This window comes from uncultured Psychrobacter sp. (genome assembly GCF_947500265.1).
GTDB lineage: Bacteria > Pseudomonadota > Gammaproteobacteria > Pseudomonadales > Moraxellaceae > Psychrobacter.
In genome coordinates, this window is record NZ_CANMRN010000012.1 from 52170 (window position 1) to 70930 (window position 18761).

The following is an 18761-nucleotide window of genomic DNA, read 5'->3' on the forward strand; positions in this document are numbered from 1 at the left end:
ATTACAATTTAACCCTAAGTACTATTTCATTAATCAAACGTACTACTTAATCCTAAAGGTGTAATTAACATGGCTACAGATTTACAAGTCACAACCAACAAGCTATCTAATAAAGAAACCCAGCTAACGGTTAAAGTGCCCGTTGAAAAAATTCAAAACAAAGTTGAAGGCCGTATTCGCCAAGTTGCGAAAACTGCCAAGATTGACGGTTTCCGTAAAGGTAACGTCCCTATGTCACACATCCGCTCTCAGTACGGTGCTGGCATTCAACAAGAAGTTATCAACGATGTCATCCGTGATACTGTATTTGAAGCGATCAAATCTGAAGACATCCGTGCTGTTGGCATGCCTAACATCGACGACGTAAAACTTGAAGACGATTTCTTGGTATATCAAGCCACTGTTGAAATCTTCCCAGAAGTTGACGTACAAGGTATCGATGAGATCGAAGTTGAGCGTCACACTGCACAAGTGAGTGAAGAAGACGTTGACACCATGATCGAAAACCTACAAAAGCAACGTGAAGAATTCGTTGAGAAAAAGGGCATGGCTGCGAAAGACAACCAAGTAACTTTTGACTTTGAAGGCTCTATCGACGGCGAAAAATTCGAAGGCGGCTCTGCTGAAGACTTCAAACTGGTTATCGGTAGCAACCAAATGATTCCTGGCTTTGAAGCAGGTATCAAAGGCATGAAAGCTGGCGAAGAAAAAATCATCGAAGTGACTTTCCCAGAAGATTACCAAGCTGAAAACTTGGCTGGTAAAGAAGCTCAGTTCAAAATCAACGTAAAATTGGTTGAAAAATCTAAGCTACCTGAAATCGACGATGCGTTCCTTGAGCTATTCGGCGTAAAAGAAGGCGGCGTTGAAAAACTAAAAGACGACGTACGCAAAAACATGGAACGCGAAATCAAAAACGCTGCGCGTAGCCAAGTTAAGCAAGCGACTTTTGACGCATTGCTAGAAAAGAACGAGTTTGATGTACCAAACGCGATGCTAGAGCAAGAAATCGAGCGTCAACGCAACATGATGATGCAACGTTTTTCTCAGCAGTTCGGCGCAAATGCTGATAGCTTCGATAAAGACATGCTGCCAAATGAGCTATTTGAAGAGCAAGCGCTACGTGCTGCCCGTCTTGGCATCATCGTTGCCCGTGTTATCGATACTAAAGGCTTAGAAGTAGATCAAGAGCGTGTAGAAACCTTTATCAAAGAAGCTGCTGAAAACTACGAAGATCCAGCAGAAGTTATCGAGTACTATACCAATGATAAGCAGCAGCGCGCTAACATTGAGTCTGTTGTACTAGAAGACCAAGTAGTAGATTACTTGATCGCTCAAGGTAAAGTAACTGACAAAGAAGTTAGCTACCAAGACTTGCTAGCTGCTCAGCAACAACAGCAGCAAGCAATGTAATTGATACGACAAGCTGTCTTTTTAGATATGCTGTAGTCGGTTATCAAAACTAAAATGCGCCCCCGACCTTTTGATCGGGGGCGCATTTTTTATGGCGTTCGCTAGCTAAATAAAATCAGCCACAACTATCGAACCTACAAGCATCGATTCTATAAACATCGTACCCGTACTATAAAGCGCGCTTTATACCAAAACAGGTGCAAATACGGCGCTCAATCCTAGCAGTACCAGCCCACGCTGTAGCCATAAGCTATCACTAAAGCGTTGCTGCAACTGCTGACTAACCAGCGTACCAACTGCATATAGCGCTAGCATCGTGACCATCATCCCTGCATAAAATCCTATCTGACCGCTCACACCAACATTCGCTGGTACTTCCATCGCGTGTGCCATGCCATGAAACACTGCCAAACCACCAAAACCAAACAATGACAGCTGCTGAATACTTGGCGTGCGTGCTGTATGAGTCTGCGCAGAGAATGCCTCTTGTCTGCTTTTTTGGCTCATCAAGACCATAGCCAATACGACCACCGACAGTGATATGGCCACTTCAATCAACCCAGATGATGCAGAAAACGCGATACCGCCAATTAGCACGCCAGCCGTGCCCAATATCGCACCCAATGACAATCCTGCCGTCAATGACATCATGCCTAAGCGCTGCTTTTGCAGGCCATAAAACAACATGCCCATGCCGACTGCCAAAAACAGATGATCAAAGCCAGTCACTGGATGCATCAGTCCTGCTTGCAACGTACCTAACAACGATGGCGCTTGCGTGGTAGTCGAATGAATATGCCCTGAATGTGCTTGCGCCAATGACGGTAGCATTAGTGACGTCATCATCACAGCCGAACCAGACACGATATGACGAGCTGAGAACGCTTGTGAAAAGCGAGAGTTTTCGATGTGAAGACCTTTTGTACACTGTGTCATGCGGTTTTTCCTTATTTTTTATATTTTAATAGTAAAAGCTCATCTGCTCTTTAGGCAAGCATGCCATGTTCTTTGATAAAGGCGATAATCTCATTTAGCCCATCGCCTGTTTTCATATTGCTAAAGACAAAAGGTTTGTCGCCACGCATTTTTTTGGCATCGCGTTCCATCACCTCAAGCGAAGCACCAACCATTGGGGCAAGGTCAGTCTTATTGATAATCAACAAATCAGACTTGGTAATGCCGGGGCCACCTTTACGAGGTATCTTATCGCCTGCAGAGACATCAATGACGTACAAGGTCAAATCAGACAGCTCTGGGCTAAATGTCGCGGCTAGATTGTCACCACCTGACTCAATGATAATCAACTCTAACCCTTCAAAAGTCGATTGTAGCTCAGCAATCGCAGTCAGATTAATAGAAGCATCTTCGCGAATAGCTGTATGCGGACAGCCGCCCGTCTCTACACCGCGGATACGCTCAGCAGGCATGGCATTATTGCGGGTCAAAAACTCTGAATCTTCTTTGGTATAGATGTCATTGGTCACCACCGCCATATTGACCGTATCACGCAGGTTTTGGCATAGCCTTAAAGTCAAAGCAGTTTTACCACTACCAACTGGCCCGCCAATACCAAGGCGTAAGCACGATAAGGCAGAAGACGGTTTCTGGCTGTTGCTATTAGTCTGTACGTCTGATGCAGTGTGAGAGTTTTGTGGTTTAAGCGGAGTTAGAGACATATTAATTTCCTAAAACAGTTTGTATATTAATAAGTATAAATAGAAATGAATTTATAGCTATGAGCGGAACAACCGACTGTATTGCTCCTCATGCATGCTTGAGAGAATAGCCAAATTGGGCAAATTATTCGAGATATTAAGCGATTCATAGAGGTCTTGGCATAGCTGCTGACAGTCCGACTCTTCACTATTACCTACAGTATTGGCCGTGTTTGTCGACATAACTAGAGCATCAAAGACATGCTGTACGTCATCGCTTAGAGCATCGACCTGAGCACCCAAATCGCTTTGTAATTGCCACAGAATACGCTGACCTGCCATCTGTCCTAGCGGCACTGTCTTCACAGCAGCGAGCACCATGTTCTCTAATTGCGCAAATCCATAAGTAGTCATTGACTGCGCTAGTGGCAGCTGCCAATGCTGAGCAATATGAGCAAATAGCGGCAAAAATCCATCTTCAGGTATTTCGGCCGGTATGCCAAGACTCAGGACTTCGTTGAGCCAAGACACCATGGCTTGTGCCAACTGCTGCGACTCCAGTACAAACTCTTTACTTTCTAGGCCAGCGTGATAATCATGTGCTAAATTTGCTGCTAGCGCTTCATGACCTTGGCTGAGTGCGCACATTATCAGCCCTAATACAGGCAGCTCGTAGCCAATCACCGCAAGCGCTAGATAGTCCTGCATAAATGTAAGCGTACTAGCTTCATCAGAGACAACCCCTGACTCAATCGCTGACTCCACACCTTGCGAATAGGTATAGCTACCAATCGGCAAATTGCTCGATGCCAGCATCAGTAGCTGTCCAAGTTGGGCAGATTGAGCAGGCTGAGCACTGGTATCAACCATCATTCGAACGACCTACAAGCGCATCATGATGACTATGGCTATGTCCGTGGCTGTGGCTTTCATCATGGCTATGGTCATGACTTTCCTTATGACTATGAGAGTCACTATGCGAATGTGCATGTGAGTGAGAGTGGCCATGCGCATGCCCTTGGCCCGTTTGATAAGCGCCTGTCTCAGGCTCAAATGGCACTGAGGTAGACTCGATATGTAGACCGAGGTTTTCTAACATTTGTGCAAGTACATGATCATTTTCAAAATATAAGGCATAGCCTGCATCACCCTGATCAAAACTGTGGTCAAACATCAATGGCACATGACGGTTGCCCAAATGATAAGCGCCTTTCATTAGTAAAAAGTCATTAGCAGCAGTCACCTTAGTCACGGCTTGTGGCTTGGCGATGACTTGCATCAACTCCCCTGATTCATTGATAAGAACATCATCACCTTTTAAGACGCCTGTACGAGGCAGGTCAACACCAACTACCTCACCTGAAACAGTAATGGCTCTAAAGCGAGAATGCTGACGAGTATCAAAGTCTAACAGCAGATAATCATCGGCTTGATACTGTTCTGCCAATTGCGCTTTTTGGATATCGCTAAGTGTACTTAAACGGGTATTAAATATTTTCATTATTCTTCTCTGGCTATTGTTGCTCAAACTATTGGTCAATAGTATTGATGGTAAAAGTGTTGGGAATAAAGACGCGATCTCACTCAAGAAACCAACTGACTATTGGCATACATGGTTTATGGCTCCCTGTCTGTCCTAGAGATCCTATAAACGTGCATCATAAGCTCTAAAATAAAAAGTAACGCTGTGCCATGGGTAGTACATCAGCTGGCTCACAGGTGAGTGTCTTACCATCAGCGCGTACTTCATAGGTCTCAGGATTGATATCCATATCTGGACAATAGCTGTTAAAGCGCATATCACTTTTACGAATTTTACGGATGCCGTGTACTGGCTGAATAACTTTGGTCAGCCCAAGCTGCTTATCTACTTGTTTGTCGATCGCCGCTTGCGACATAAAGGTAATGCTGGTCTGAGCAACCGATTTTGGATATGTAGCAAACATAGGACGATAATGCACAGGCTGAGGGGTGGGAATAGAGGCATTGATATCGCCCATTGGCACCGCAGCGATGAGTCCGCCTTTTATAACGCACTCAGGTTTTACCCCAAAAAACTTGGGCGACCATAGCACCATATCTGCCCATTTTCCCACTTCGATGGAGCCAACCATATCGCTGATACCGTGAGTAATCGCAGGGTTTATTGTATATTTTGCGATATAACGTTTGATACGGAAGTTATCGTTGTCCGCGCTTTGGTCATAGTCTGTCAAAGTGATGTACTGTTGCTCATCTTCAATGATAGCCGTTGCATCTGGTGCTAGATGGCCACGTTGAACTTTCATTTTGTGCGCGGTTTGCCATGTACGGATGACTACTTCACCCACCCGCCCCATCGCTTGTGAATCACTACTCATCATCGAGATTGCGCCCAAATCATGCAAGATATCTTCTGCGGCGATGGTTTCCTGACGAATACGGCTCTCAGCAAAGGCCACGTCTTCAGCAATAGCAGGACTCAGGTGATGACAAACCATCAGCATATCGAGATGCTCATCAATGGTATTGACGGTGTATGGTCGAGTTGGGTTGGTTGAAGATGGCAGCACATGCGACTCGCCAATAGCCTTTAGAATATCGGGCGCATGGCCACCGCCTGCCCCTTCAGTATGAAAAGTATGAATACAGCGGTTTTTAAAAGCAGCGAGCGTACTTTCGAGATAGCCACTTTCATTTAAAGTATCGGTATGAATGGCCACTTGCACATCATAGTCGTCAGCGACACTCAAGCAATTATCGATGGCTTGCGGCGTTGTACCCCAATCTTCATGTAGTTTTAGCCCTACGGCACCTGCTTCTATTTGTTCAGCAATAGGTTCTGGTACACTCACATTACCTTTACCCAGTAGTCCAATATTCATAGGGATACTATCAGTAGACTTTAGCATCGAGGCAATATGATACGCCCCCGGTGTACAGGTAGTGGCAAGCGTACCTTGAGCTGGCCCTGTACCGCCGCCTAGCATCGTCGTTACCCCTGACATAAGCGCCGTCTCGCATTGCTGAGGCGCGATAAAGTGGATATGACTATCGACGCCACCTGCTGTCAGGATTTTGCCTTCGCCAGAGATAATTTCGGTAGCTCCGCCAATAGGAATATCGATGGCGGGCTGGATATCAGGATTGCCCGCTTTGCCAATGGCACTGATACGACCATCTTTGATACCGATATCCGCTTTATAGATGCCTGTATAGTCAACGACCAATGCATTGGTAATAACTGTATCGGCAACTTCTGCGCCCAGTAATTGTCCTTGACCCATGCCATCACGGATGACTTTACCACCACCAAATTTGACTTCTTCACCTTTAATTTCAATAGGCTTGCTGCTGCTTTCACCACTTTGCGACGTATCCGCTTGGTCAACAGCTGTATCTTTATGACTGGTTAAATCCGCTTCAACCTGTAGCCAAAGCTCGGTATCGGCAAGACGGACTTTGTCACCTGTGTTAGGGCCAAAATGCTCAGCATAAATGCGACGACTGACTCGTTTTTGCGAAGTAGCAGTTGCCTTTTTATCAGTGGCTCTCTCTGATGTTTCGTCGGGATGAGCGGCGCCCATGACACGCCCAGCAAAACCATATACATCTTGCTTACCAGCGTATGCTACCAATTCGACTTCCCGCGATTGGCCCGGCTCAAAACGTACGGCGGTGCCAGAGATAATATTGAGACGAAACCCCCGAGTTTGCTCTCTGTCAAAACTCAAGGCATCATTGACTTCATAAAAGTGATAATGCGAGCCGATTTGGATAGGTCTATCACCAGTATTACTGACACTGATGGTCTGTACCTGTCGCCCTTGGTTTAAGATAATATCGCCATCTTGGATATGGTATTCGCCTGCTTGCATGGTAGCCGCCTTATTCTATAGTGAGCATTTCAGTGCTATAACAATGGTATACAGCGTTACACGATGGGATTATGTACTGTGACCAGTTTGGTGCCATCAGGAAAGGTCGCCTCGATTTGCACTTCATCTACCATCTCTGCGACACCTTCCATGACATCATCAGCAGACAAATACGTAGCACCTTCACTCATCAATTCAGCAACTCTTTTACCATCTCGTGCGCCTTCCATCAGCAGCATACTGATATAAGCGATGGCTTCGGGATAATTGAGTTTGACACCGCGATTTTTGCGACGCTCAGCCACCATACCAGCCGTAAATAGCATGAGTTTGTCTTTTTCTGTTGGGGTCAGGTGCATGACAATTCCTTATTGTACTTATCATTATATTTATAGCAGGTTAGAGGTTTTCAAAGCATTTGATATCGATTAAAAATAGTCGCAATATATCTTAGTTTCATTATTAAAAGCGGTCGTATTAGGTGTCCCAAATACGTGGACGACAAGGCTCAAGTTGCCACCAATGATCTCGCAAGACTTCTCTCAGCTGATAAAACGCTTCAAAACAACCACGTACATCTGAGCCGATGTAGCGGATATTGATCGCTTGGCAATTATGAGTGCAGTAGACAGGCAGTTGTGCTTGAGCAATGACTTGACGTAATGCTACGACAGTATTATCTAGATAGCGGGTCAATGATTGCTTGATAGTTGCTTGGGCTGTTTCGGTCGATTGCATAGTCTGTGACGCGGAGAGTGCAAGATTGTCATGGACATCGCTTAAGCTTGGTACTGCCCAAAACGATCCATAAATATGCTGGTTCGCTAATCCTAAATTTGAGGTAAACCAGCGACTTTGTGCTGCCTGCGCCACTCGCTCAGCAACGATAACCTTGCCATCTCGGTAGATATTCAATCCAGTATGATAACGCCCTTGCAAAAACTGCTCGTCGTAAGCTTGTCGCCCAAATACGCTAATCTCCCATGTTAGTAGACTAGATGAATCTGTCAAATCGAAGCGACTCACTGCATGCATATTGGCTTCGTTATAAATGATACTCTCTTGCGGCAGCCATTCTAAACGGGTATGTACTGCGAGTTTGGCCTGTACATGTTGGCTTGCATAGGCAGCTATTTCATTTTGACCCATACTTTGATGAGCAACGTCGCTGCCTAAAGAAGATTTATGTTTTTGACTGACACTGTCCTTGCCGTACCATTTACCTGCCCCTGGTGTGGTGATAACAGTATGGCTACCACTATCTAAGTTTAGGTCTATGGTCAGCGTATCACCGCCTGCGATACCTGCTGGCGGGTATAACATCAGTATGTGACAAATACCCTGCTGTACGCTTGGCTCAGGATACAGAGCACGCTGTACCATCAAGGCACCCGTATGCTTACGATGATAAAGCCGCGTTTTTGAGTTATCAGCCGTACCCTCTTTGGCCGTACTTGTACTGCTAACAGTGTCAAAGCTTAATGCTAAAGAAGAGGCCCAACTCATTTTATATACTCATTTACCAATTAAATATGTTTCAGTATTTTGTATGGCAGCTATCATCTGCTATCCGTTAAAAACTCTATTGCCAATCGTTAACTACCGTTCATTAGCGACAGTAATATCAGCATAATAACGGAGAAATACAGCGTACACCATTTATTGTGCACAGCGCACCATGATAAATCAAAGCGTCAATGTTTTTATTGATACAAGCATTATGCCAACTCTCAATAGCAGATAATCAAATAGACAACCTTACCGGCTCAAAACTTTGATTTGTCTGTGCTTTTTTCTATTTAACTTAAATGATAAAAACAACACTATATTTCTAGCTATTTTCTAAACGTTTTTTGAGCCTCAGTCATTTATAAAATTAGCAGATATTTGCACCAAAACAGTACATTTTGTCCATAACAGTGCATTTTTTAGCGCTATTGTTAGCGCAATATCCTCAGAGGATATTAGATAAGCAAAAATACTAAACGCATAACTATTTGCAGGCTCAGTCAGTAAGATAGGTAGATTGTAGGGCTATTAATCAGGTATTCTATGTTAAAAAGTCAGGTCAAACATGATTTACGCTCTTTGTATCGATATAGACACTGTAGATACAGGTACTATCAATATCTGTACGACTTGATAATAGATAAGATAGTATTTATCTACTTCTAGACGCATTTTTAGTATAAGTTTCAATATAAGCAATGAGTCCTAGCAATATCGGAGAGTCACTTTTTCAGCTATTTTATGCACAAACCAGTTTTATAGGCTTGAATAGTGAGCGCAGCCCCCTTATAAACAACCCATTAGTCAAAAACTACTAGACAATAAAATCATTCAATCCATTTTTATTTTATACATTTATCGATAGGACTTTTCTATGACAGATTATGATCGCATCACTGCCAACCCGCATTTTGATATGCTGATGAGTGCGCACAAAGAAGTACAGACCACACAAGCGGCTTTAGTACCTATGGTGGTTGAACAGTCCTCACGCGGTGAACGCTCGTTTGATATTTTTTCACGCCTATTACGTGAGCGCGTTATCTTTTTGACCGGTCAGGTCGAAGACAACATGGCTAACCTTATCGTTGCCCAGTTACTATTCTTAGAAGCTGAAAACCCTGACAAAGATATCCATTTGTATATCAACTCACCAGGCGGCTCAGTAAGCGCTGGCTTGGCTATTTTTGATACCATGAACTTCATCAAACCTGAAGTATCTACTATCTGTATGGGCGGTGCTTATAGCATGGGTTCATTCCTATTAGCCGCTGGTCAAAAAGGCAAGCGCTATTCACTTGCTAATGCTCGTGTCATGATTCACCAGCCTTCAGGCGGCGCGCAGGGTCAAGCAACTGATATCGAAATTAACGCTCGTGAAATCCTTAAAACTCGTGCACGTCTAAATAGTATCTTAGCTGAGCGCACTGGTCAGCCAGTAGAAAAAATCGAAAAAGACGTTGAGCGTGATTATTGGTTAGATGCTCAAGAAGCCAAAGAGTATGGTTTGGTTGACGAAGTATTAGAGCGTCGCCCTGAGTCTTTGTAATCTAAGCATTAATGTGATGCCTCTTCATTTAGAGTGCAATCATAAGACCTTTTATAGTTTATTTGCCGTACGATAAACCGTTATCAATGTCATGCCCGACTATTAGAGGGTATGACCATTGAATGAATACGATAATCGATCTACTACAAATAAACTAACCAGTTTTAAATTTTAGGAGCGCCTTTTATGGCAGAAGATAATACCCCGCAATGTTCGTTTTGCGGTAAAGCCAAAAGCGATGTACAGCAACTGATTGCTGCTGACGATGCCAATATCTGCAATGAATGTATCGAGCTATGTACTGACTTAATCGCAGACAGCGCAGAGCACGGTGATGATGATAGCGAAGTAGATACTTCTTGGGTCAATAAAAAACTACCAACGCCAAAAGAGCTGCGTGCCAAGCTTGATGAATATGTCATCGGTCAGGACGCTGCCAAAAAAGCATTGGCTGTTGCCGTCTATAACCATTACAAACGTCTAAAAGTTAGCCAAACGCTAGCTAACGACAGCAAAAAAGCCAAGATCGGCGCTGACGATGCAATGGTAGAATTGGCTAAGAGTAATATCTTGCTAATCGGTCCAACTGGTTCTGGTAAGACATTACTTGCGCAAACCTTGGCTCGTCTGCTAGATGTGCCTTTTGCGATGGCTGATGCTACAACGTTGACCGAAGCTGGTTATGTTGGTGAAGACGTTGAAAACATCGTACAAAAGCTACTTCAGGCTTCTGACTATGATGTAGCCAAAGCTGAGCAAGGTATCATCTATATTGATGAAATCGACAAAATCAGTAAAAAAGGTGACAATCCATCTATCACCCGTGATGTATCAGGTGAAGGCGTACAGCAAGCGTTGCTAAAGCTAATCGAAGGTACTGTGGCTGCTATCCCGCCGCACGGTGGTCGTAAGCACCCGCAGCAAGAGCTGATCCAAGTTGATACCAGCAACATCCTAATCATCGTTGGCGGCGCGTTTGCTGGACTTGATAAAGTCATTCAGCAACGTACCGAAAAAGGCGGTATCGGCTTTAACGCTGATGTCAGCTCAAAAGACGACAGCCGTCGCAGCTCAGACTTGCTACAAGAAGTCGAGCCAGAAGATTTGATCAAGTTTGGTCTGATTCCTGAGCTGATCGGTCGTCTACCTGTACTTGCAGCGCTAAAAGAGCTTGATGAAGAAGCACTGGTACAAATCTTGACGGAACCTAAGAACGCACTGGTAAAACAGTACAAGTACTTGTTTGACATGGAAGGTGCTGAAATTAGCTTTACTCAAGAAGCCCTAGATGCCATCGCCAAAAAAGCAATGGAGCGCAAGACAGGTGCTCGTGGTCTACGTTCAATTGTAGAAAACGCCCTGCTTGAGACTATGTATGAGCTACCTTCTATGGAAAATGCTAAAACTGTAATGGTTGATGCGGACGTTATCAATGAAGGTAAAGTACCTAAAATTGCTTAATTTATAATTAATATAAACAGTCCGTTATCATTAACGGACTACTAAAAAGCGTCTGGCTAAATTAGCTCAGGCGCTTTTTTTATGCCTATTATTTAACCAATTTGTTTGTTAGATAGCTTGCCTACTAGATAACTCGTCTATTGAAAATTGGCGACATTCATTACGTCTACTCTGAAATGACAGCAGCGTTTATCAATCTCGAGTAAACGTCAGTGCAAACCATGCTAATGTAGATAGACTATTTTGACCTTTATACTTTATTTCTATATACCGCAAGATATAGCCCGTACAACCCATATGATTAATAAGACAAAGGATTGTTTACTATGCTCAACCATGTGACCGCTATGGCGACTTCATTGCGCCAACATTTACCGTTTTCTTCTAACTATGCTTCATTGGATGACTCGGACGTTGAATCCTACTATCGCAACCATGTCGCTGCCGTTACGGGCGCAGGCTCTGGTATGGGACGTGAGTTGGCCATTCACTTAGCGAAAATGGGCTGTCATGTTGCACTATCGGACATCAATCCTGAACAGCTGGCAGCGACCAAACAGTTACTTGCCAATTATAATGTCAACGTCACTATGACCGTACTCGATGTGTCAGACAATAAAGCTGTAGAATCGTGGGCTGATAGTGTCATGAGCGATCATGGCAAAGTAAATTTCATCTTTAATAATGCAGGTGTCGCGCTCTACTCTACTGTCGAAGGCAGTAGTATTAGTGAGCTTGAATGGGTAATGAATATTAATTTTTGGGGCGTGGTTTACGGCACTAAAGCGTTTTTACCGTTAATCAAAAACAGCGTTAAACAGAGCCAGTTTGGCGAACATGGACATATTATCAATATCTCAAGTCTATTTGGTTTGACCGCTCAGCCATCACAGTCAGCCTATAACTCTAGTAAATTTGCCGTACGCGGCTTCACAGAGAGCTTACGCCAAGAGCTAAATATTCAGAACTGCGGGGTATCAGCGACTTGTATCCATCCGGGCGGGATCAAAACCAATATTGCCAACAGCGCGCGCGGCAATGAGAGCATCCATGATATTGGCATGAGTACTGGGCCCAAAGCCATCAGAAGTTTTAATAAGTTTTTAAAATTCGATGCCGATGAAGCGGCTTGGATTATCCTACATGCCGCAGCGACTAATCAGCAGCGCTGCCTGATTGGTAACGATGCCAAGATGATTGATGCCATCCAACGTGTATTTCCTTCACATTATAGCCAAGTGCTGAACGACTTCCATCAACTGTCCCGCAAACTAAAACCACGTCGTCATAAGAAGTTAAAGACAGTCGAATAATATTTTATAAACACTCCCTACTTCATGGGAAATTGATAAATTTATATGTAAAAAGCCCAGCTATAGTCGTAGCTGGGCTCTTTTAAGCGTTGTTATTACTGATTAAGGATAAGACTGAGTTTGGAGATTGTTGATGATATTTTAACTCAATACTTCAAAGATTAAGGAAGCTTCATATCACCAGCGACTAACCAGCCCAGACGGCGCATAATATAAGCCACTAACCCTGCAATCACCGCAGGCAATACAAACATCAATAGAATAATCGCTGCCCATAATTGACCAGTGCTCATAATCTCTTGTGACGCTTCAATCACCCCAAACACACCGACCAAACCAGCAGTACCCATACCCGCACCTGTCGCGGTGCAAGCTAATCCAAAACCAACGGTTGCGATAGGCCCAACGATAGCACTAGCAATGACAGCAGGCAGTAAAACGATGGGCTTTTTAAGCACGTTAGGGATTTGCAGCATACTGGTACCCAAGCCCTGAGAGATGACACCACTAACGCCATTGTCTTTAAAACTTGCGACAGCAAAGCCAATCATATGCGCTGCACAGCCTACCACTGCTGCCCCACCAGCCAATCCACCAAGCCCGATGGCAATACAAATGGCTGCACTCGACGTTGGAAGGGTCAATAAAATACCAACCACCACAGCGATAACGATACCCATTAGAAGAGGCTGTAATTCGGTAGCGGCATGAATACCCTGACCAATAGCTGCGACCCCCGCTACGATAGGCGGATTGAGCAAGGCGCAAACTAAAAGAGCAATACCGCATACAATTAAGGGCACCAATAAAATATCAAGCTTCGTTTTACCAGCGACCCAAGTGCCAGCACGATAAGCAAACACAGAGGTCAAATAAGCACCGATTGGATTACCCGGTAATGCTACAAAAGTTGCGGGCCCACCCACTTGCGGCGTAAAGAGTGTTCCTGCCATTAGTGCTTCGGAATGAGCACCGAGCATACCCGCTACGAGGCAGCTAAGCATCACTAGCGTTGGCGCTTTGAGATAGTAAGCGATACCTACCCCGATACCAGCACCCATTAATATCGAGGCAAGCTTTCCGACTGCGACCAATGCTGACAAATCTAACCAGCCACCGATTTGCGAGATAATTAGACCTGCGATCAACGTGACAAATAGCCCGAGAGCCATACCAGTAAAAGCATCGATAAAGTATTTTTGAAAGAACGCTTTAATAATGCCTGCTTGCGGTGTTACTGAGTTAGATACCGTCATAACCATACTCTTAATGGACGTTTAATAGGATAAAACAGCTAGAAAGCTTTTGATAAAATAAAGAGATAAAAAAAGCGTCATTACGACGCTTTTTTAATAAATACAATAACTGTAAACGACTGAACCTAGCGACGCTGCTCAACGATAATAGAGTCTATACCGTTATTTTGTAGGCGCTGCTGTGCTGTCGTTACTGCTTGACGGTTATTCAAAGGACGTGAGATGACTTGATAAATTGGCAAGCCATTACCCGTCGTGTTTTTGACCACGCGAGCATCGACACCCGCCATCAGTACTTGCGCACGGCGACGATCCGCTTCATCTGCATCACTAAAGCTATTAATCTGCAAGATGTAGGTCGCTGCAGGTTTGGCAGCTTGGATGCTTGCCGTACCTGCTGCTGCATTGTTGTTACGGGTTGCAGCGTTGCTAGTAGCAGGCGGCGTACCATCATAGGTTGCATCTTCTTCAACGACAACGATATCCTCACTCGACCCAGCATTATTACTACCAGCAGGTTCGACAGTCGCATTTTCCGAACCACCGAAGCTGCCCGTTTCTGTACTGCCTGCATCGCTCTCTGGTTGAGTCACAACGACGTCTGGTTCAAACGCACCGATATCACCTATTTGATCATTATCAATATCAGCGATATCTTCATCAGGGATGGTTGCCATCTCTTGATTAGGTAAAATATCGTAGAACTCATAATCGCCATTGTCGGTATCAGTATCCACACGTGGCTGTACTTGGCGATCAGGATCATTGTCAGCACTACCATCAGCGGGACTGAAATTGAATAATGGTGAGAGGTAGATAAACACCCCGATCATAAGGGTCAATATGGCCCCAACAAACATCCACAATAAGCCTGATACGCTACTTGATTTGCGCTTTTCTGTCGCGCCTTTAGGTTTTTTGGCTAGCATGGATCTCGTTCTCCCTACTGGATTTAACTATCATCATCGAATTAATGCTATCAGCTGTCTATACTCATGTCACATATTAGAAAAGCACTACATGCTAGACGGTGCAGACAAGCCTAGCAGACTAAGCCCATTTGCCAATACCTGTCTAACGGCTTTTGACAGACGTAAACGTGCTTGCATTAAGTCTAGCTCATCTTGACTTGGCGTTTCACCTGATGTCAAGCTCATAGGCAAGATACGATTGGTGTCATACCAACCATGGAACAATGCCGCTAGCTCTTTTAGGTAGTTGGTCAAGACGTGCGGCTCATAACCAGTCGCTGCGCGAAGTAACGTCGCTGGATAGCCTGCTAACAGTTTAATCAGCTCGTCTTCATTTGGTGCACTTAGCAAGTCTTGATGTGCCAGACCAACAGCATCATCTACAGTCAAATCGTAAGTTGCCAGTTTTTCTAACACGCGGCAAACGCGCGCATGAGCATACTGAATATAATACACTTGATTGTCTTTACTTTGTGATTTGGCAAGTTCTAAGTCAAAATCAACATGCACTTCAGGCTTACGCGCGACATAGTAGAATCGTGCAGCATCGTTACCGACTTCTGCACGTAGCTCACGCAAGGTCACAAACTGACCAGAACGCGAAGACATTTGTACCTTTTCACTACCGCGCCATAACGCGACAAACTGTACAAGCACCACGTCAAGGCGTTCGGCATCGATACCAAGAGCTAGTAGAGCAGCTTTTACGCGTGGGACATAACCATGGTGGTCTGCGCCCCAAACGTTAATGACTTTATCAAAGCCGCGATCGAACTTGTTTTTATGATAAGCGATGTCAGAAGCAAAATACGTCGACTGACCATTAGCACGGCGTACAACACGGTCTTTCTCATCGCCGAAATCGGTCGATTTAAACCAGATGTTGCCGTCTTTTTCGTATAGGTAGCCTTTGTCATCTAGTATCTGTAGAACAGGCTCAATCTCGCTATCGATAGATCTTTCGCTAAACCAGCACTCGTAGCTCACACCAAAGTCGTTTAAGTCGTCTTTGATATCCGCCAAAATACTGCTCAATGCCGCGTTTAAAAATAGCGCGTAGCTATCACCTAACAGAGACTTACTATTGGCAATCAAGCCATCAATATGCGCTTCTTTATCACCTGAGATGACGGTTTTTTCGCCATCAGTATTAATCTCAAACTGAGCATCTTCTGGCACATCTTTGGCAACGTCTGCAAAACTATGTACGTAGCTATCGCCATGCTGTGTTTTTAGCGTTTGGGCGATGTCACTAACATAATCACCTTGATAGGCGTTGACTGGGAAAGTTATCTCTTCACCATTTAGCTGTAGATAACGCAGATACGTACTGGTGGCTAAGATGTCCATTTGACGACCAGCGTCATTGACATAATATTCACGTGTGACGTCATAACCAATAGCTTCTAACAGGTTAGCAACACTCATGCCAAATGCAGCACCGCGACCGTGACCGACATGCAGACTTGACGTTGGGTTGGCAGAGACGAATTCAACTTGGACTTTTTGACCGTCAAACTGATTGCTCAAGCCAAAGCGATCTTGCAGCGTAAAAATATCGTCCAATACAGAAAACTTAGCTTCCGAGTTTAAGAATACGTTGATAAACCCTGGTCCTGCGATTTCTACTTGGCGAATATCTTGATTGTCAGGCAATGCGCTGACGATTTTTTCAGCAAGTTGACGCGGATTGGCTTTAGCTGCTTTCGCTGCCGTTAGCGCGATATTACTGGCAAAATCACCGTGACTTAAATCTTTTGTACGGGTGATTTGACTGTTGTTTTGCCAATCGCTTGGTAGCGTACCATCTGCTTGTAGGGTTTGAATTGCATCGTTAAATAGGGATGCAAGCGTATCAATTTGGGCTTGTGACATAGGAATTTGAACTCAATTAAATAAACAACAAAAACGGTGCGAATGCGAGCAATCGATAACTGCTTATTATAATAGCGACCGACATTGCAGGGATAGAATAATGTAAAAAGATAAGTAACCTGTAAATATAACAATCTTTGCGCTTTATTGCACCATTTGCGCCAAAATTAGCACTAAAATCTTACCGTTATCAGGATTTGGGCTAACTAATATCAATGATGCAAAACTGATAAATAACTCATAACGTGAATTGTAGCGTTACTGTTGCTCAATACTGGGCAGTCGTTTATACCTGACTGCTTCCACGTTATAATAATGGTTTGTACGGCTCTTCTAAAATATAGAAGACGCGTTACTACTCTATTATAGGATTACGCCATGTTTGCTATTGCCGCCAGTACTGTCACCAGTTGGGGACTGTACGTCTTGTTGCCGATATTCATCGCTTTCTTGTTTTTTATTATGTGGGATATCTCTAAAAAGTCTGATGCTGGACGCGCTGGTACTTTTTGGATATTTTTAGCCCTAGGCGCAGGTTCTGTTGGTTTTATCCTTAAAATAGTCATGGAAGTCGCTTTCAAAAAATGGTTAATCTAATTAGCCATTTTCATCACTATTCTTTGATATCGCTTAGGACATAAGTAGCAAAACTAAAAATGTAATATACAGCCTATGACTGCTGCGCTTGATAAGGTGCCAGTCATTTAAATCAAGGCCTTTTAAATCAAGGCTTCTTAAATCAAAACCTTTTAAATCAAAAAAGCTACTGAGCCTTAGCATTATTCTCTATAACCTGACTCACATAAGTTGGTAGGTCCCACGCTCCACCAGCAAAACCTCGGCACATGCCCGTACTAGACTCTTCGCTCTTAGCAAACGTTTCACCGTTCCACGTCCATGCAGTACGATTCCAACAGTCACCGATACCTCGATCTTTATGAGTGGCCGAAATCTCGCCATCAAAATAATCATTTCCTGCTGTCGTGATAAGCGTAGGTTTGCTAGGTTTTGCATTATCAATGAGCCAATAGCCATTACTAGAATTGTAAGCACCTAGCCAGCAACTATGAGTGGCTAACGTATAGCGATCATCAACCGGTATAAAGTCCCAATCAAGCATCGTAGAGCCATACTCTGACATTCGCTGATATGTTTCAGTTTTTGGGTTAATCAGCTCACAGTCGCCCATCGCGTCCTTGGACCCTATAAGCTGCTCGGCATCAATATCGATCCAGTTATCAATATTTTTCTGAAAATACGCCAACTTTGATGGAGCAAGTGTTTTGTTGTCTTTTGCTGAATACGCAAATGCTTTTTGAATGATTGGTTTTGGCAAGGCTGCTTTAGGACGTTGCCGATTTGGATTATTCTTACTGACCAATGCTATCGGCGTCCCTACTCGACCTTGTACATCGTCTAGTTTAAGCAATACGGCTGACATGCCTTTATCGCTGATCTGCCATTGATTGTCGCCCGCTCTAATCGCTATCTTAGTCACTATACGAGCATGATCAAGCAGGGTCTGCGTCTGCTTGGCTGATAAGTCGTATAATAGACTGTCTTCTTTGTTGGCTTGCAGCAGTCCATATTTTTTATTATTCAGCCAAAGCTCAGCATGCTTAAGATCATCTAGCGGTGCTTCTGAGACAAACTGAATTTGCGTTTTTGGCAGAGCTACTTTTGGCAACGCTGTGAACAATATTGAAGCAGGCTCATCTATCAGCGATTCACTGGCATATCCAGCAGCTCGACAAGTGCGCGTATTATCACAAACCACTTGCCAGTCGTCTTGTACAAAGCCCCAGCCTTCGGATACAGTTCCATAACCTGCCATAGCAGGTAGCGATAGCAAGCTGATAGTAGCTACAATCAAAGTCTTTGATGTCTTCATAGTGCTTTCCT

Annotated in this window: 16 protein-coding genes; 5 read left to right on the forward strand and 11 right to left on the reverse strand. The window is 44.1% G+C overall.

All coding sequences use genetic code 11. The annotated features are described in order from the left end of the window. Positions 1-69 precede the first annotated feature (69 nt). Complete coding sequence (gene tig / locus Q0788_RS13410; protein ID WP_298811507.1) at positions 70-1413, forward strand: trigger factor; 1344 nt, start codon at positions 70-72, stop codon at positions 1411-1413. Between the two features lie 183 nt (positions 1414-1596). On the opposite strand, the gene Q0788_RS13415 is transcribed toward tig, so the two are convergent. From Q0788_RS13415 to Q0788_RS13445, 7 genes are all read right to left on the reverse strand, one after another. Next, entirely contained in the window at positions 1597-2349 is a 753-nt protein-coding gene (locus tag Q0788_RS13415) for a HupE/UreJ family protein (protein WP_298811509.1), read from the reverse strand. Positions 2350-2399: 50 nt separating this feature from the next. Beyond that, positions 2400-3089, reverse strand: a complete 690-nt coding sequence (gene ureG, locus Q0788_RS13420; protein ID WP_298811510.1) for an urease accessory protein UreG — start codon at positions 3087-3089, stop codon at positions 2400-2402. Positions 3090-3146: 57 nt separating this feature from the next. Further along, the gene (locus Q0788_RS13425; protein WP_191114300.1) at positions 3147-3941 is read right to left on the reverse strand and encodes an urease accessory protein UreF; all 795 of its coding nucleotides are present in this window, start codon (positions 3939-3941) and stop codon (positions 3147-3149) included. Then, the gene (gene ureE / locus Q0788_RS13430) at positions 3931-4569 is read right to left on the reverse strand and encodes an urease accessory protein UreE (RefSeq protein ID WP_298811513.1); all 639 of its coding nucleotides are present in this window, start codon (positions 4567-4569) and stop codon (positions 3931-3933) included. The genes Q0788_RS13425 and ureE overlap by 11 nt, the downstream gene beginning before the upstream one ends. Positions 4570-4735: 166 nt before the next feature. Then, positions 4736-6925 (reverse strand): urease subunit alpha, encoded by a 2190-nt coding sequence (ureC, locus tag Q0788_RS13435; protein WP_298811516.1) that lies wholly within the window; start codon positions 6923-6925, stop codon positions 4736-4738. A gap of 56 nt (positions 6926-6981) precedes the next feature. After that, entirely contained in the window at positions 6982-7284 is a 303-nt protein-coding gene (gene ureA / locus Q0788_RS13440; RefSeq protein ID WP_057761815.1) for an urease subunit gamma, read from the reverse strand. Positions 7285-7402: 118 nt separating this feature from the next. Next, on the reverse strand, positions 7403-8431 hold the full coding sequence (locus tag Q0788_RS13445) for an urease accessory protein UreD (RefSeq protein WP_298811518.1): 1029 nt from the start codon (positions 8429-8431) through the stop codon (positions 7403-7405). 925 nt (positions 8432-9356) lie between these two features. Here Q0788_RS13445 and clpP point away from each other — a divergent pair. The 3 genes from clpP to Q0788_RS13460 all read left to right on the forward strand — a co-directional run bounded on the left by clpP (position 9357) and on the right by Q0788_RS13460 (position 12757). Next, positions 9357-9983 carry an ATP-dependent Clp endopeptidase proteolytic subunit ClpP gene (gene clpP / locus Q0788_RS13450; RefSeq protein WP_197411852.1) on the forward strand — a complete coding sequence of 209 codons (627 nt, stop codon included), beginning with the start codon at positions 9357-9359 and terminating at the stop codon, positions 9981-9983. 186 nt (positions 9984-10169) lie between these two features. After that, positions 10170-11444 (forward strand): ATP-dependent protease ATP-binding subunit ClpX, encoded by a 1275-nt coding sequence (gene clpX / locus Q0788_RS13455; RefSeq protein ID WP_160023330.1) that lies wholly within the window; start codon positions 10170-10172, stop codon positions 11442-11444. Positions 11445-11770: 326 nt separating this feature from the next. Then, positions 11771-12757 (forward strand): SDR family oxidoreductase, encoded by a 987-nt coding sequence (locus tag Q0788_RS13460; protein ID WP_298811524.1) that lies wholly within the window; start codon positions 11771-11773, stop codon positions 12755-12757. 161 nt (positions 12758-12918) lie between these two features. Here the strand turns inward: Q0788_RS13460 and Q0788_RS13465 are convergent, their stop codons facing one another. The 3 genes from Q0788_RS13465 to argS form a co-directional block, all read right to left on the reverse strand. Continuing rightward, positions 12919-14013 (reverse strand): PTS transporter subunit IIC, encoded by a 1095-nt coding sequence (locus tag Q0788_RS13465; protein WP_298811526.1) that lies wholly within the window; start codon positions 14011-14013, stop codon positions 12919-12921. Between the two features lie 125 nt (positions 14014-14138). Continuing rightward, the gene (locus tag Q0788_RS13470; RefSeq protein WP_298811528.1) at positions 14139-14942 is read right to left on the reverse strand and encodes an SPOR domain-containing protein; all 804 of its coding nucleotides are present in this window, start codon (positions 14940-14942) and stop codon (positions 14139-14141) included. Between the two features lie 87 nt (positions 14943-15029). Then, a complete protein-coding gene (gene argS / locus Q0788_RS13475) occupies positions 15030-16859 on the reverse strand; it encodes an arginine--tRNA ligase (RefSeq protein ID WP_298811531.1) in 1830 nt (609 codons plus the stop codon). Between the two features lie 378 nt (positions 16860-17237). On the opposite strand from argS, the gene Q0788_RS13480 reads away from it, so the two are divergent. After that, entirely contained in the window at positions 17238-17456 is a 219-nt protein-coding gene (locus Q0788_RS13480; RefSeq protein ID WP_057761830.1) for a DUF2788 domain-containing protein, read from the forward strand. Positions 17457-17622: 166 nt separating this feature from the next. On the opposite strand, the gene Q0788_RS13485 is transcribed toward Q0788_RS13480, so the two are convergent. Beyond that, positions 17623-18750, reverse strand: coding sequence for a DUF1176 domain-containing protein (locus tag Q0788_RS13485; protein ID WP_298811534.1), 1128 nt, complete (start codon positions 18748-18750; stop codon positions 17623-17625). Between the last annotated feature and the right edge of the window lie 11 nt (positions 18751-18761).